Source organism: Pseudomonas helmanticensis (assembly GCF_900182985.1).
In the GTDB taxonomy this organism is placed as follows: Bacteria; Pseudomonadota; Gammaproteobacteria; order Pseudomonadales; family Pseudomonadaceae; genus Aquipseudomonas; species Aquipseudomonas helmanticensis.
The window spans coordinates 273,151-288,918 of the sequence record NZ_FXUY01000002.1; the positions used below are offsets into that span (position 1 = coordinate 273,151).

The window sequence follows — 15,768 nt, forward strand, 5'->3', positions numbered from 1 at the left end:
TTGGAACGATGGCTTTAGCGACGGATCTTGTGGATCCGTCGCCGATAATTGCCGGAATCGTTGCATTTTGCGGGTTTAGTGCGCAACCGTCATCCGTAAAGTGTTCATCCCGGATATTTGTAGTGCCACGACTGGCGCCATCGCGAGCAGGCTCACTCCTACAGGGGAACGCATTTCAAATGTAGGAGTGAGCCTGCTCGCGATGAGGCCCGAACGGTACTTGCATCTTCCCCCCTGCGACCGCATAACTTATGCCATGAATCTGCCCCTCCCCGCCGACAGCGCCCTGGCAGGCTTTCACCCCGCCGTCAGCGCCTGGTTCAGCAACACATTCGCGACGGTCACCGCCGCCCAGGCCCGTGCATGGCCGTTGATCCGCCAGCGCCGCTCGACACTGATCGCGGCGCCCACCGGCTCGGGCAAAACCCTGACCGCGTTCCTTGCCGTGCTCGACGATCTTGTCCACCGTGGCCTGGAAAACCCCGACGGTCTGCCCGACGAAACCCTGGTGGTCTACGTCTCGCCATTGAAAGCGCTGTCCAACGACATCCGCATCAACCTGCAAAATCCATTGGCCGGGATCACCGAACAGCTGCAGCAGATGAACCTGCCAGAAATACACATCACCACCGCTGTGCGCACCGGCGACACCCCGCAGAGAGAACGCGCCGCCATGCGCAAGACCGCGCCGCACATTCTGGTGACCACGCCGGAATCGCTTTACGTGCTGCTCGGCTCGGAATCCGGACGAAAAATGCTCGGCACCACGCGCACGGTGATCATCGACGAAATCCACGCCATGGCCGCCGGCAAACGCGGCAGCCACTTGGCTTTGAGCCTTGAGCGCCTGCAAGCACTGTGCGCCGAACCGCTGACCCGCATCGGCCTCTCCGCCACACAAAAACCGGTCGAAGCCGTGGCGCAATTCCTCGTCGGTCATGACCGTCCCTGCGAAATCATCGACATCGGTCACGCTCGCCCACGGGATCTCGGCATAGAGGTGCCGCCCGTGCCGTTGTCAGCCGTCATGGCCAACGATGTCTGGGAATTGGTTTACGACCGCCTCGCCGAACTTGCCCGCGAGCACCGCACCACACTGATTTTCGTCAACACCCGGCGTCTGGCCGAACGCCTGAGCCGGCACCTCAGCGAGCGCCTCGGCAAGCACGCGGTGGCGGCGCATCACGGCAGTCTGGCCAAGGAGTTTCGCCTCGACGCCGAACAACGCCTCAAGCGTGGTGAGTTACAAGTGTTGATCGCCACCGCGTCGTTGGAGCTTGGCATCGATATCGGTGAAGTCGATCTGGTCTGTCAGATCGCCTCGCCGCGTTCAATCGCCGGATTTCTACAACGCGTCGGCCGTTCCGGACACCAGGTGGGCGGCACGCCCAAGGGTCGGTTGTTCGCCACCACCCGCGATGACTTGATTGAATGCGCCGCCCTGCTCGACTGCGTGCGCCGTGGCGAACTCGACACGCTGCACATTCCCGAAGCGCCGCTGGATGTGTTGGCGCAGCAAATCATCGCCGAAGTCAGCTGCCAGGAATGGCCGGAAGACGCCTTGCTGGCGATGTTCCGCAAAGCTTCGCCGTATCGCGACCTCGACGAAAAACACTATCAAGCTCTGCTGACGATGCTCGCCGAAGGCTACAACGGTCGCCAGGGCATCCGCAGCGCGTACCTGCACCGCGACGCCGTCAGCCGCACCTTGCGTGGCCGCCGTGGCTCGCAACTGACCGCCGTGACCAGCGGCGGCACCATTCCCGACAACGCCGATTACAGCGTGATGCTCGAGCCGCAAGGCCTGAACATCGGCAGCGTCAACGAAGACTTCGCCGTGGAAAGCATTGCCGGCGATGTGTTCCAGCTCGGCAATACCTCCTACCGGATCCTGCGCGTGGAAACCGGCAAGGTGCGCGTCGAGGATGCCCACGGCCAACCGCCGACCATTCCGTTCTGGCTCGGCGAAGCGCCGGGGCGCAGCGATGAACTGTCGTTCGCCGTGGCGCGCCTGCAAGCGCAGCTCGACGCGTTGCTTGGCGCCAGCCCCGGCGATCTGCAACCGGCGCTCGACTGGCTGACGCAGACCCTCGGCCTCGACCTCGCCAGCGCCGAACAACTGGTCGAATACCTCGCCCGCGCCAGCCAGACCCTCGGCGCCCTGCCCTCGCAGGACACGCTGCTCATGGAGCGGTTTTTCGACGAGTCCGGTGGCACCCAACTGATCATCCATTCACCGTTCGGCAGCCGTATAAACCGCGCTTGGGGCCTGGCCCTGCGCAAGCGTTTCTGCCGCACCTTCAACTTTGAATTGCAGGCGGCCGCCAGCGAAGATGCGATCGTGCTGTCGCTGTCCACCAGCCACAGCTTTGAGCTGGATGAGATCTGGCGCTACCTGCACAGCAACAGTGCCGAGCACATCCTTATTCAAGCGGTGCTCGACGCGCCGCTGTTCGGCGTGCGCTGGCGCTGGAATGCCGGCGTGGCGCTGGCGTTGCCGCGGTTTACCGGCGGGCGCAAAGTGGCGCCGCAGTTGCAGCGGATGAAAAGCGAAGACCTGATTGCCAGCGTGTTTCCCGATCAGATTGCCTGCCTGGAAAACCTCGCCGGCGAACGGGAAATTCCCGAGCATCCCTTGATTGAGCAAACCCTTGACGATTGTCTGCACGAAGCAATGGACAGCGAAGGCTGGCTCAATCTGCTGCGACGCATGGAGCGTGGCGAGGTGCGCTTGATCAGTCGCGACCTGCCAGCGCCCTCACCGCTCGCGGCAGAAATTCTCAGTGCGCGGCCGTACACCTTTCTCGACGATGCACCGCTGGAAGAACGTCGCACGCAAGCGGTGATCAACCGGCGCTGGAGCGATCCGCAATCGACTGATGATCTCGGTGCTTTAGATGCCGACGCGATTGCTGCCGTGCGCGAAGAAGCCTGGCCGACGCCGAACGCTGTGGATGAAATGCATGAGGCGCTGATGAGTCTGGCGTGTATCAGCGAGGCTGAAGTGCAAGCGAACGCCGGTTGGCGTGGATGGCTGGAGACCTTGGCCAGCAGCGGTCGCGCCTGCCAATTGCAGGTCGATCCCGAGCATTGTTTATGGCTGGCCCGCGAACGCCTGACGTGTCTGCAAGCAGTTTATCCACAGGCCAAATTGCAACCCGAGCTGGAGGCGTTGCCGGGATTCGATGAAGCCTGGACGTTCGATGAGGCATTGGTCGAAGTGATCCGCGCGCGCCTCGGTGCGTTCGGCCCACTGCCGTTATCCGCCATAGCCGAACCTCTGTCGCTGCCGACGGCTCCAGTCAATCAAGCACTCGCTCAACTGGAGCGCGAAGGTTATGTGCTGCGCGGCCAATTCACGCCGAAACTGCACCTCGAGGAATGGTGCGAACGGCATCTGCTCGCACGCATTCATCGCTACACGGTCAAGCGTCTACGCCGGGAAATCGAACCGGTGGCGTTGCAGGATTTCATGCGTTTTTTGTTTGACTGGCAGCATCTTTCGCCGTCGACTCGTGGCCAAGGCAGCGCGGTGTTGCCGGCGATTGTCGGCCAGTTCGAAGGCTACGCGGCGGCGGCCTCAGCGTGGGACAGCGACATCCTTCCGGCGCGCCTGAAAGACTATTCGCCGAGCTGGCTGGATGATCTGTGCCGCAACGGCAAACTGGTGTGGACACGCTTGAGTGCCCGGCAAAAAGTCAGCGGCACGGCGTTGCGCAGTACGCCGATTGTGTTGCTGCCGCGCAGTCAGGTGGGTTTGTGGAGCGCGTTGGCCGAACAGACGCCCGTGAACGAACTCTCACCGAAAACTCAAAAGGTTTTTGAAGCCTTGAGTCAGCACGGTGCGCTGTTTTTTGATGAGCTGATTCATGAAGCGCATCTGCTGCGCACAGAGCTGGAAATCGCCTTGCAGGAACTGGTCGGCGCGGGCCTGGTGAACGCTGACAGCTTCGCCGGTTTACGCGCGTTGATCACCCCGGCGAGCAAGCGCCAGCAGCGCAGCAGTCGGCGCGGACGCGGGGCTTTTGTTGGCGGGATGGACGATGCCGGGCGCTGGGCGTTGCTGCGGCGCGGGGCAGTTGTGGATAACAGCGAGACGCTGGAGCACGTCGCCATGACCTTGCTGCGCCGTTACGGCGTGGTGTTCTGGCGCTTGCTGGAGCGTGAGGCAGACTGGTTACCGAGTTGGCGGGAATTGCTGCGCACGTTTCATCGGCTGGAAGCGCGCGGCGAGATTCGTGGTGGACGGTTTGTCAGTGGTTTGGCCGGTGAGCAGTTCGCCTTGCCGGAGGCGATTCCGTTGCTGCGCGAAGTCCGTCGGCGGCCGCATGACGGCAGTCTGGTGGCGGTGTGCGGGGTTGATCCGCTGAACCTGGCCGGGACGTTGTTGCCGGGGGTGAAAGTGCCGGCGCTGGTGAGTAATCGTTTGGTGTATCGGGATGGGTTGCCGGCGGCGGCGGAGATTGCCGGCAAGCAGCAGTTTTGGCTGGAGCTGGACCAGATTGCCATGGAGCAGGTGCGCGGCAAGCTGATCCGGCATTGAGGGTGGCAGTTCTGACCTCATCGCGAGCAGGCTCACTCCTACATTTTGGAATGCGTTCCCCTGTAGGAGTGAGCCTGCTCGCGATAAGGCCAGTATTACCAACACGAGACCTGCGTTAAGTCTTCGATCCCTGCGGCACCTCGGCCGCAACCACCTCGCCCTCGTGCACCTGCCGCTTCGGCAACAATACCTGCTGTGGATAAGTCTGCGCGAAATGCACCGTCTCGGTGTTATCCACAAGCTTCTTCAACCGCTGATTGAACGCCCGGCTCACCGCATATTGCCCACCCGACACCGTCCTGAACTGCGCCGTCAGCACCACGCCATTCAAATCCATCCTGTCCACGCCAAACACATCCAGCGGCCCTTGCAGGTTGTACTTGAGGAACGGGTCTTCTCGGATCGAATCGCCCGTCTCACGGATCAGCTCGATGGCCTTGTCCACGTCCGTGTCATAGGTGAATTGCACCGAGAAAAACGCATAGGCGAATTGCCGCGATTGGTTGGTCACCGCTTTGATCTGGCCGAACGGCACCGAGTGCACAAAGCCTTTACCGTCACGCAACCGCAGCGTGCGAATGGTCAGTCCCTCAACCGTACCGGCATGCCCGGAATCGAGCACCACCCAATCGCCAATCGACAGGGTATCTTCGATGATGATGAACAACCCGGTGATCACGTCCTGCACCAGTTGCTGCGAACCGAAACCGATGGCCAGGCCGACCACCCCGGCACCGGCCAGCAACGGCGCGACATTGATTCCCAGGTTGGCCATGGTGGTGATTGCGCAGATCACCACGAGGATGATTTTGATCGCGTTGCGCAGCAGCGGCAGGATGGTTTTCACCCGCGTGCTCGGCTGGCGTGCCGCGCGTTTGCTGACCGGTGGTTTCAGGGCTTCCTGAATCGCCGTGTCGAGCACCACCCACAGCAGCCACGTGACCAGAAAGATCAGGCCGATGCGGCTCAACGCGTCACTGATCGCGCGCCCGACTGTGCTGCTCTGAGCGAAATCGAGCAGCGACACGCCCCAAATCCGCCCGAGGATATCGATGAAAGCAATCGCGATGACGATCCGCAGCAAGGCATGCAACAGGCTGAGAAAGCGCTCCTTGTAAGCGCTGCTGCGCTGGATCGCTCCGGCTTTTCGCGACTTGAACAGGTGCTGCAGGATCGTGCTGAGAAACACCGTGCCGATCAGTAATACGGTGGTGAACAACGCGCAGCGCAGGGCCTTTTGATTGTCCTCGCCGATACCGATCAAACTCACCACTGAGACCAGCACCATCAACACAATCGGCCAGTACCACAGCCCGGAAAAAATCCGCAGCGACTCCTGCAACGAAGGTTGTTTCAGGCGTTGGCTCAGCGAGCGATTGCGGATCAGATGCGCCACCGGACGGCGCAGTCTAATCACCAGTAATCCGAAAATCACCGAGGCGATCAGGCCGGTAAATACCGCAACGCTGCTGGTGATATTGCCGCCCAGTTGCCGGGCGATCTGCGGGCTGGTCAGCGCATCGCTGAGGGCGGCGAGGAAGCCGATCAGGAACAAGGGTTTTGGACAGTAATCACGAATAATCTTCGCCGCCGGACGTTTGTGCCCGGTATTGAACATCACCACCACACACAAAAATATCGAGGTGGAGAAGATGCCACTGCTGGTGGCGTAGGCCAGACACAGCGCCAGCGCGCGCCCCACCGATGCTTGCAGAAAATGGCTGACGTAGAGCGTCAATGGCAGGCAGATCAGTGCGGGCAGCGTGTAGGGCAACAAATAACCCATCAGATCCTGACTGCGTTGGCGGGTGCGTAACCAGCGGCCTCCACGCATACGGTTGGCCAACAAACTGCCGAGTACGGTGAGCAGCGCAAAACTGCCGAGCCAAGTGCCTGAGAGCGTAAGGAAATCCCCGGCGACGCTCCAGCCCGAACGGTTCGAGGGTTGGTTGACCAGTTTGTCGACTTCATCGGCCGCACGGTCCGCGCGCAGGCGCCAGGCGTCGACCAGATGTTCGTTGATGTCGAGTTTGTCCTGTACGTCGTCGATGCTCGAACTGATCGCACCGAGCAGACCGCCCTGCACCAGCGGCTCGGGTTCAGCGGCTTTTTCAGCGGTGGCCGGAACGCCCGGCAGCGCGGCGGCGTCGATTTCACTGGCACCGAGAAACAGCAATGCTCCCAGCAGAATGGCGATCCTGAACTTGATCAAAACTCCGATCTCCCGTGGCTGAACCTGTAAGGAACTGATCGATATTTGTGCGGCAAGTTCAAGAGCCCCCTCACCCTAGCCCTCTCCCAGAGGGAGAGGGAACTGACCGAGTTGACTGGTCTTGATGCATCGACCTGAAGGTCTACAGTCGAACTCAGGCCTTCAAAACCACGCAGATCTGCTCCCTTCCCCCTCGCCCCCTTGGGGGAGAGGGTTGGGGTGAGGGGGAGGGCTTTTGATCTTCGCCTTGGACGTAACCGTCCGTAACGCCATCGAAACTTTCCCCAACCGCGCGCAGTCATCAAAAGACAGCGGCAAAACGAGGGCTTTTTCAACGGGAGGGTGGCATGGCGACGATTCACATCGGTATTTCCGGCTGGCGCTACGCACCGTGGCGCGGGGACTTCTACCCCAAGGGACTGGGGCAAAAGCGCGAACTGCAATTCGCGTCGCGGGCGGTCAACAGCATCGAAATCAATGGATCGTTCTACGCCCTGCAACGCCCTGAGCGCTATGCCCAGTGGTACGCCGAAACGCCCGACGACTTCGTCTTCAGCGTCAAGGCGCCACGGTTCATCACCCACATCCGCCGCTTGCGCGAGATCGAAAAACCGCTGGCGAACTTCTTCGCCTCCGGGGTGCTGGAACTGAAGGAAAAACTCGGGCCGATCCTTTGGCAATTTCCGCCGAACTTCAAATTCGAACCCGAACGCTTCGAACACTTCCTCGCCCAACTGCCCCGCAACACCGAAACCGCAGCCGCCCTCGCCCATCAGCACGATGCCCACCTGCACGGCCATGCGAGCATGAAGGCTTACGGCAAAAAACCGTTGCGCCACGCCGTGGAAATTCGCAACGACAGCTTCATTGATCCCGACTTCGTGCGCCTGTTGAAACGCCACAACACCGCGCTGGTGATCGCCGACACCGGCGGTAAATGGCCGTACCGCGAAGACCTCACCAGCGACTTTGTCTACCTGCGCCTGCACGGTGCCGAAGAGCTCTACGCCAGCGGATACACCGCGCCAGCCCTCAAGCGCTGGGCCGAGCGCATCGACGCCTGGCATCACGGCGAGCAACCTAAAGATGCCCATCTGATCGCGCCACGCCTGAAGCCACGCGCACGCAAATCCCGCGAAGTGTTCTGCTATTTCGATAACGACATCAAAGTCCGCGCGCCCTACGACGCCCGTGATCTGTTGCAGCGTTTCGAGCTGGATAAAGACCTCGCCACCACCCCCGGCGAACCCGCTGGCGAAGGAGTGCTGGCATGAGTATTCCAGAACCGGTCGGCTTCACCGATGAAGGCTCGGACGTCGCGCCTTCGGTACGCACGTTCACCGTGTTGACGGTCAATACCCACAAGGGCTTCACCGCACTCAACCGACGTTTCATCCTTCCGGAATTGCGCGAAGCCGTGCGCAGCGTGGCAGCCGACGTGGTGTTCCTGCAGGAAGTCCACGGCACCCACGAGCATCATCACAAGCGCTACAGCAATTGGCCGACGATGCCGCAGTACGAATTCCTCGCCGACAGTCTCTGGCCGCAGTTCGCCTATGGGCGCAACGCGGTGTACCCGGACGGCGATCACGGCAATGCGTTGCTGTCGAAATTCCAGATCATCCGCCACGACAACCTCGACGTGTCGATCAGCGGCCACGAGAACCGAGGCTTGCTGCATTGCGTGCTGCGCCTGCCCGGCGACGGCGCCGAAATCCATGCGATCTGCGTGCATCTGGGCTTGCGCGAAAGTCATCGCAACGCACAGTTGAAACTGCTCGGCGAACGACTTGCCGAATTGCCCGACGACGCACCAGTGATCGTCGCCGGCGACTTCAATGACTGGCGCCAGCGTGCCGATGCACTGCTCAAACCTTGCGGCCTGCGTGAAGTGTTCGCCGAGCACCACGGCAAGCCTGCACGCAGTTTCCCCGCACGCCTGCCGACCCTGCGGCTCGATCGCATCTACGTGCGCAACCTCAAGGCCAGCCAGCCGAAAGTCCTCGCCAACCGCCCTTGGTCACACCTTTCCGACCACGCACCGTTATCGGTGGAGATCGAACTATGAACAGCGCGCCGCTGGAGAAATCCGCCGTGGAACCCATCAGCATCAACCCGCCGATACGCGAGCCCGGCCAGGTCGACGTCGAGTACCGCTGGCAGGGCGGCAACCATGTGCAATTGCTGGAAAACGGCGAGGAGTATTTCCCTCGCGTATTCGCGGCGATGCGCGCGGCGAAAAGTGAAATCCTCCTGGAGACATTCATCGTCTTCGAAGACAAGGTCGGCGCCGAACTGCAGGAGGTTCTGATTGATGCGGCGAAGCGCGGCGTGCGCACCACCGTCAGCCTCGACGGCTTCGGCTGCGGTGAGTTGAGCACCGCCTATCTCGCCGCGCTGAGCGAGGCCGGGGTGCATTTGCAGATCTTCGACCCGGCGCCCAAGCACTTGGGCATTCGCACCAATTGGTTTCGCCGCCTGCACCGCAAGATCGTCGTGGTCGACGGCCTGATTGCATTCATCGGCGGAATCAACTTTTCCGGTGATCACCTCGCCGATTTCGGCCCCGAGGCCAAGCAGGACTATTCGGTGGAAGTACAAGGGCCGGCGGTCGCCGACATCCACCATTTTGCCCTGCTGCAAAGTGGCAGACCAGGCCGCGCGCGGTTCTGGTGGCAACGTCGGCGCCAGCGTCGCGCCGAGATGGCTTTCGACGACCACGACGGCCAGGTGCGCCTGGTGTTCCGCGACAACGATCAGCACCACACCGATATCGAAGATGTCTATTTGCAGGTATTGCGCCGCGCCAAACGTCGGGTGGTCATCGCCAATGCGTATTTCTTTCCCGGTTATCGTCTGCTGCGCGAAATGCGCAATGCCGCGCGCCGAGGCGTCGATGTCCGACTGATCCTGCAAGGCCAGCCGGACATGCTGGTGGCCAAGCTCGCCGCGCGCATGACCTACGATTATTTGCTCAAGGCCGGGGTGCAGATTCACGAATATTGCCAGCGCCCGCTGCACGGCAAAGTCGCGCTGGTCGATGACGAATGGAGCACCGTGGGTTCGAGTAATCTCGACCCGTTGAGCCTGTCACTGAATCTGGAAGCCAACGTGCTGATCCGTGATCGCGCGTTCAATCAGCACTTGTTCGAGCGCCTCGAAGATCTCAGCCAGAACCACTGCAAAGCCATGGACGCCAGCAAGTCCCCGCGCGGCCGCATCTGGCACATGACCATTGGTTTTCTGGTGTTCCACTTTCTGCGGCATTTCCCGGCGATGGCCGGTTGGCTGCCGGCGCACAAACCGCGGCTCAAGCCGTTTCGAGGTAATCGCTCATGAGCCATTCCGAGGTGCATCCGAATGCTCATGCCGTGCCAGCGACTCACTCGAAATGGAGTCGCTGGAAACGTCCGCTGACGTTGCTGTTTTTCCTCGCGCTGATTGTCTTGCTGACGTTGTTTGCCACACGCATCGAATGGGCCGAAGTGTTGCAAACCCTCGCCGACTTCAAGGTGCGCACGCTGATCATTGCCGCCAGCCTGACGCTGCTGAGTTTTCTCGTGTACGCCAGTTTCGACCTGATCGGCCGCACCTATATTCGTCAGGATCTGACCTGGAAACAGATCCTGCCGGTGGGGATCATCAGCTACGCGTTCAACCTCAATCTCAGTGCCTGGGTCGGCGGCATCGCCATGCGTTATCGGCTGTATTCGCGACTGGGCGTGAGCAAGGGGAATATTGCCAAGATTCTTGGCCTGAGCCTGGCGACCAACTGGTTTGGCTACATGACCATTGCCGGTGTGGTGTTCAGCAGTGGTCTGGTGAGCATGCCGCCAGGCTGGAAAGTCAGCAGCGGTGCGTTGCAGGGCATCGGGGTTTTGTTGCTGCTGGTCAGCGCCGGTTACCTCGCGGCGTGTCAGTTTTCCAAGCGACGCGAGTGGTCGATTCGCGGCGTGGAAATCAATCTGCCGTCGCTGCGCATGGCGGTCCTGCAATTGCTCCTTGGGGCGTTGAACTGGTCGTTGATGGCAGCGGTGATTTTCACTTTGTTGCCGAGCAAGCTCGACTATCCGTTGGTGCTGGGGGTGTTGTTGATCAGTGCGATTGCCGGGGTCATCACGCATATTCCGGCGGGGCTTGGGGTGTTGGAGGCAGTGTTTGTCGCGCTGCTGCAGCACGAGGCTTCGCGTGGGAGTCTGGTGGCGGGATTGCTGGCGTATCGGGCGATTTATTTTCTGTTGCCGTTGTTGATTACGCTGGTGATGTATCTGGTGGTGGAGGCAAAAGCCAAGGCGTTGCGGATCGAAAAGACGCCGAGGCATTAAGAGCAAAAGATCCCAGCCTGCGGCAGCTCCTACAGAGATCTCTGTAGGAGCTGCCGCAGGCTGCGATCTTTTGATTTCAGGATTGAATAATGCTCAACCGTTCGCCAACGACCATCTCGGTAATCCAGTCCACCAATATCGAGGTATATGCCTGCTGCGACACCGGTTCGCTCAACGCATGGTCGGCGCCATCGATAATCCGGTGCGTCAGTGAGTGCGTCTGCTGACACGCCGCGCGGTAACTCATGATCGCCGCATGTGGGACGTAATCATCGGTTTCCGATTCGACCAGCAATACATCGCCAGTGAATTGCGAACACGCGTGCAATGCCCGATTAGTGTCAGCGCGCACCAGCGTGCTGCGATAATCACGCAAATCCGCCTTGTCCAGATCACGCTTGGGGGTGTGCCATTGCTCGTCGCGATACAGTGCCGGCACGCGCAACGCCAGCCAGCGCACCGGGCGCAATGACGTGAGGATGGAGGCGAGATAGCCGCCATAACTGGTGCCCACCACGGCGATGGCCGAGGTGTCGAGCGCCGGATGCGCCAGCAATCGATCATAGGCCGCGAGCAAATCGCGCAGATTGTCTTCGCGGGTAATTCGGGTCAGTGGTATCCCGGTGCCGCCAGTGTGCCCGCGCAAGTCGAATGTCAGACACACACAACCGAGACCGGCGATGCCTTTCGCGCGCTCAAGATCGCGCTCCTGGCTACCGCCCCAACCGTGGACAAACAACACCCCCGGGACTTTCGATTTGGGACTGAGAAACGTCCCGCTCATCTGTTCATCATCAATGTCGATTTGAATGCTTTCGCTTCTAGCCGTCATAGGATTTGACCGTTACGTATTTGAGAAGAAACTCGCTGTTCTCAGCCGGGCCGCGATACACCTCGATGGCATCCGCCGGCAACGGCTGATCGATGTAGGTTTCCACCGAAGACACGCGGATCGCGCGCATTCCCGGATCGTTGACGAAACTTTGCAGCGCCGCGACTTCGGCGCTGCTGGCACCGCCCATGCGCCAGGATTGTTCGAGCACGCCGCTGCGTGTCTTGCCGTTGCTGTCCAGGCCTTGGGCGATGTCGTAGTTGCGGCGCGAGGCGTAGAAGCGTGGGTAGGCTTCGTCGGCGGCGCTGTCGAAAATCTGCGCCTGCTCGATGGCCAGACGTACATCATCGGGCAATTCCAGCGCCAGCAGTTCTTCGTATCCGCCCTGCACCACCAGCAGGTTCGAACCGCCGTAGACATCTTCGTCGTGAGCGTCTTTGGTCAAGTATTGATCACCGCAGTAGCTCAGCACTTTGTCGCCGATGAATGACTGGCCGACGCTGTGGGTGATGACGTCGCGCAAGTCCTGCTCCAGCACTACACCTTCGCTGAACTGTTTGGCAACGTCGGTGCGGGCGAGCATTTCATCGAAGGCGTCCAGACTCTTGATCACCTCCTGACCGCGCCCGGCACAGGCGTGGATCGGCTTCAGGCGGATCGGCCCGCTGTACAACAAGTGTTCGGCGGCGGCCCGCGCATCTTCGAGGGCAAACACACTCAAACCATCGAGCACCACGTTACGCGTGCGTTCGCTGAACAGCGGCGACCAGCCTTGCGGCGCATGCGCGAGATGACTGCGCAGGCCGTGGCTGATGGCTTTGGTGCAGATGAAATCGTGTTCGACAAACCCGCCCCATAGATCATCCGGACCGTTGATCCCCAGCGCCTGAGCGTGCCCGGCGCCGACGATGGTTTGCGTTGGCAACAGATACAGATCACGACCACGGTGTTTTTCCGGGTCGTAGCTGCCACCGAACTTCAATCCGAGAATTTGCGCCAGCCAGCGGGCCAGCGCCTTGTTGGTTTGCACTTCATGTTGCGGCGCGTCGGCGCGTACCGAATGGGCGACGACGGTTTTTCTGCGGGGTGTCGGGGTCATGCGTCCCCCTTCCATCGGTTCGATGACTGTAGCGGTGAGAGGTGCAGAGATCAGGCCAACCGCTGCTCTATGGAAATCCTTGGTTAATCAGAAACTTGCCGGAATCGTGCTGGCATCACGCCTGTTTCAATCTGCACGACCATGCGCTAAACCCCGGCAAATTGCACGATCCCGGACGGCGCACCGTGCCTTGTAGGAGTGAGCCTGCTCGCGATTGCGGTGTGTCAGTCAGCAATTTTTTTCTGACAGATTGCCATCGCGAGCAGGCTCACTCCTACATTAAAACGTTGTGGCTTTCGGGTTCGGGGTTACGCCGAACCGTGCCCGATAATCACTCGGCGCCAGCCCGGTGATTTTTCTGAAGATCGCGCGAAACGCCCCGGGATCCTGATAACCCACCGTCCACGCGATGTGATCGATGGTGCCGTTGCTGAACTCAAGCATCTCGCGAGCTTTGCCCACCCGCAGATGCTGGCAATACTCCGTTGGCTTCAACCCGGTCGCCGCACGAAAGCGGCGCAGGAAGGTGCGTTCCTCAAGCCCCGCACGCTCGGCCATGGTCGTGAGCGAAACCTCGGTGGCGCCGGTACTTTGCAACCAATGCTGAACCTTGAGAATCGCGGCGTCGCCGTGACTGAGGATCGGCGCAAAATTACTGCCGCATTCACTGGCACTGTCGCTGTGTTCGACCACCAGAAATCGTGCCGTACTTGAAGCGATACTCGGCCCGAGCAGACGATCAACCAGGCGCAGCCCCAACTCCGACCAGGCCATTAACCCGGCCGTGGTTATCAGGTCGCCGTCATCGACAATCGGTGTATCTGCCTTGAGTTTGATTTTCGGATAACGCTCGGCGAAAGCCTTGGCCGACGTCCAGTGGGTGGTAGCGCTGCGGCCATCAAGCAGACCGCTTTCCGCCAGCAGCAGCGAACCCACGCAGACGCCGCCCAGCGTGGCGCCGCGAGCGTGCTGATCGCGCAGCCATTGCGCCAGGGCGGGGGACATTTGCCCCGCGCTAAAACCACCGATGGACGGCGGAATCAGCACCGCCAGCAAAGCACTGTTAGCCTGCGGATAACTGTCGTGAACCCGCTGCGGCGGCTGGTCACCTTCGACCTGCCAATGACTGACCCGCAGCAGCGGCAGTTGCGCAGCCTGATGCTCGTCAGCAATCCGGTTGGCCACCGCAAACAGATCCGTCAGGCCATGCACCGCCGCCATCTGCGCACCGGGGTAAATCAAGATGCCCAGTTCAGCGACAGCGGCCCTTTCTGCGCCCATTGTCAGTTTTCCCCTGTCTATTGTCGGTGCGGCCAATCCCCGAATCGTCGGCCGTCGCCAATACTGAAGCCACTTCCAGCCAATCCATCGAGGACACACCCATGGCCAAGCAAGCGCTCATCGTAGTCGATATCCAGAACGACTACTTCCCCCAAGGCAAGTGGCCGTTGGCCGGTGCCGACGCCGCTGCTGACAACGCCGCGCGACTGCTTGCAGCGTTCCGCGAGACGGGTGATTCAGTGGTGCACATCCGTCACGAGTTCACATCGAACGATGCGCCGTTTTTCATTCCCGGATCGGAGGGCGCCAAGCTGCATCCGAAAGTGCTCAACCGCGCCGACGAGCCCGTCGTGCTCAAGCACTTCGTCAATTCGTTTCGCGAAACCGAACTGCAAGCGATCCTCGATGAACAAGGCATCAAGGAGCTGGTGGTGGTTGGCAGCATGAGCCACATGTGCGTCGACGGCATCACCCGTGCGGCGGCTGACCTCGGCTACACCGTCACGGTAATTCACGATGCCTGCGCCAGCCGCGACCTGGAGTTCAACGGCATGACCGTGCCTGCCGCGCAGGTACACGCCGCTTTCATGTCGGCGCTGGGTTTTGCCTATGCCAGTGTGGTCTCGACTGATGAGTTTCTGGCCTCCAGCCATTAAGACACACTTTGTTAAATGTCTCGGCCCGCCAGGTTGCGGGCCTTTTTTCGCTTGCCTTAAAAATCTCACGCGTGAGCCATTGATGGCGCTTTGATTTGGTTGTAGTGTGGCTCACGCGTGAGATATTCATAACCGAGTCAATGCCATGAAAAGCCGTTCTCCCACATCGAAATCGGAAAGCCCCAAGGGAGAGCGCGCAAAAGTGTCCGCGAAGAAACCATCGAGCTTCTATATGAAGCAGATGCGCGCGGGCCTGGCCGCCGCCGGTTATGTGAAACACGAGACTTGGGTGCTTCCCGAAAACCGAAGCTTGCTCAAGCAAATGGAGCAACAGCTACGCCAACCGATTCTGGCTGGCTCTTTCATGTCGGAGAATTACATGAGCGCAGGCAACAACTGGAATATCGATAGCCTCTTCAACGCCCTCAAGGCCCTGGACGAGGTGGCTTCGCAAGAAATCACGCTGTCGCTGATCCAGAGCTCCGAACCCAGCATCAAGCTGGAAATGAATGAATTCGGCGGTCTGCCGATTCACATCGCCGTGGCCGGCCAGCAGATCATCGTCGACACCGTGCTGGTGGACATCGATTCGATCACTGACGTGCGCGCCTTCAACGACGCCGTGCTGCGCAGCCGGGAAATGTTCCCGCTGTCGTCGATCGGTATCGAGTCGATGCCGAACGGGCAGACCGTTTACAACATGTTTGGCGCCCTCAGCGCCGACTCGAGCCTGACCAACGTGGTGACCGAGGTGAAAACCCTGGTCGACAACGTGCAGCGCGCGAGTGAAGCCTTCGAACACTTCTTCAAGTAATCAACA

At 60.5% G+C, this 15,768-nt stretch carries 11 protein-coding genes; 7 read left to right on the forward strand and 4 right to left on the reverse strand.

The window, feature by feature from the left end:
• Window positions 1–256: 256 nt before the first annotated feature.
• Window positions 257–4,543 carry a DEAD/DEAH box helicase gene (locus tag QOL84_RS23910; RefSeq protein ID WP_283438829.1) on the forward strand — a complete coding sequence of 1,429 codons (4,287 nt, stop codon included), beginning with the start codon at window positions 257–259 and terminating at the stop codon, window positions 4,541–4,543.
• A 115-nt stretch (window positions 4,544–4,658) separates the two neighbouring features.
• Here QOL84_RS23910 and QOL84_RS23915 read toward each other — a convergent pair whose 3' ends face one another.
• Window positions 4,659–6,755: a mechanosensitive ion channel family protein gene (locus QOL84_RS23915; RefSeq protein WP_283438830.1), complete on the reverse strand. Its 2,097-nt coding sequence runs from the start codon at window positions 6,753–6,755 to the stop codon at window positions 4,659–4,661.
• Window positions 6,756–7,102: 347 nt separating this feature from the next.
• Between QOL84_RS23915 and QOL84_RS23920 the strand changes: the two genes are divergently transcribed.
• From QOL84_RS23920 to QOL84_RS23935, 4 genes are read left to right on the forward strand one after another with little or no spacing between them, the layout of a single operon-like run.
• Window positions 7,103–8,029 (forward strand): DUF72 domain-containing protein, encoded by a 927-nt coding sequence (locus tag QOL84_RS23920; RefSeq protein WP_283438831.1) that lies wholly within the window; start codon window positions 7,103–7,105, stop codon window positions 8,027–8,029.
• Window positions 8,026–8,823, forward strand: a complete 798-nt coding sequence (locus QOL84_RS23925; RefSeq protein WP_283438832.1) for an endonuclease/exonuclease/phosphatase family protein — start codon at window positions 8,026–8,028, stop codon at window positions 8,821–8,823. The genes QOL84_RS23920 and QOL84_RS23925 overlap by 4 nt, the downstream gene beginning before the upstream one ends.
• Window positions 8,820–10,094 carry a cardiolipin synthase ClsB gene (gene clsB, locus QOL84_RS23930; RefSeq protein ID WP_283438833.1) on the forward strand — a complete coding sequence of 425 codons (1,275 nt, stop codon included), beginning with the start codon at window positions 8,820–8,822 and terminating at the stop codon, window positions 10,092–10,094. Before QOL84_RS23925 ends, clsB begins: the two co-directional genes overlap by 4 nt.
• Entirely contained in the window at window positions 10,091–11,080 is a 990-nt protein-coding gene (locus QOL84_RS23935; protein WP_283438834.1) for a lysylphosphatidylglycerol synthase domain-containing protein, read from the forward strand. The genes clsB and QOL84_RS23935 overlap by 4 nt, the downstream gene beginning before the upstream one ends.
• Before the next feature lie 76 nt (window positions 11,081–11,156).
• On the opposite strand, the gene QOL84_RS23940 is transcribed toward QOL84_RS23935, so the two are convergent.
• The 3 genes from QOL84_RS23940 to QOL84_RS23950 form a co-directional block, all read right to left on the reverse strand.
• Complete coding sequence (locus QOL84_RS23940) at window positions 11,157–11,912, reverse strand: alpha/beta hydrolase family protein (RefSeq protein WP_283438835.1); 756 nt, start codon at window positions 11,910–11,912, stop codon at window positions 11,157–11,159.
• Complete coding sequence (locus QOL84_RS23945) at window positions 11,902–13,011, reverse strand: DUF3182 family protein (protein ID WP_283438836.1); 1,110 nt, start codon at window positions 13,009–13,011, stop codon at window positions 11,902–11,904. Before QOL84_RS23945 ends, QOL84_RS23940 begins: the two co-directional genes overlap by 11 nt.
• A 279-nt stretch (window positions 13,012–13,290) precedes the next feature.
• A complete protein-coding gene (locus tag QOL84_RS23950) occupies window positions 13,291–14,292 on the reverse strand; it encodes a GlxA family transcriptional regulator (protein ID WP_283438837.1) in 1,002 nt (333 codons plus the stop codon).
• A 101-nt stretch (window positions 14,293–14,393) separates the two neighbouring features.
• Here QOL84_RS23950 and QOL84_RS23955 point away from each other — a divergent pair, with 101 nt between their 5' ends.
• Both QOL84_RS23955 and QOL84_RS23960 read left to right on the forward strand, forming a co-directional pair.
• Complete coding sequence (locus QOL84_RS23955) at window positions 14,394–14,948, forward strand: cysteine hydrolase family protein (protein ID WP_129395722.1); 555 nt, start codon at window positions 14,394–14,396, stop codon at window positions 14,946–14,948.
• A 232-nt stretch (window positions 14,949–15,180) separates the two neighbouring features.
• The gene (locus QOL84_RS23960; protein ID WP_227698851.1) at window positions 15,181–15,762 is read left to right on the forward strand and encodes a YjfI family protein; all 582 of its coding nucleotides are present in this window, start codon (window positions 15,181–15,183) and stop codon (window positions 15,760–15,762) included.
• Window positions 15,763–15,768: the final 6 nt, after the last annotated feature.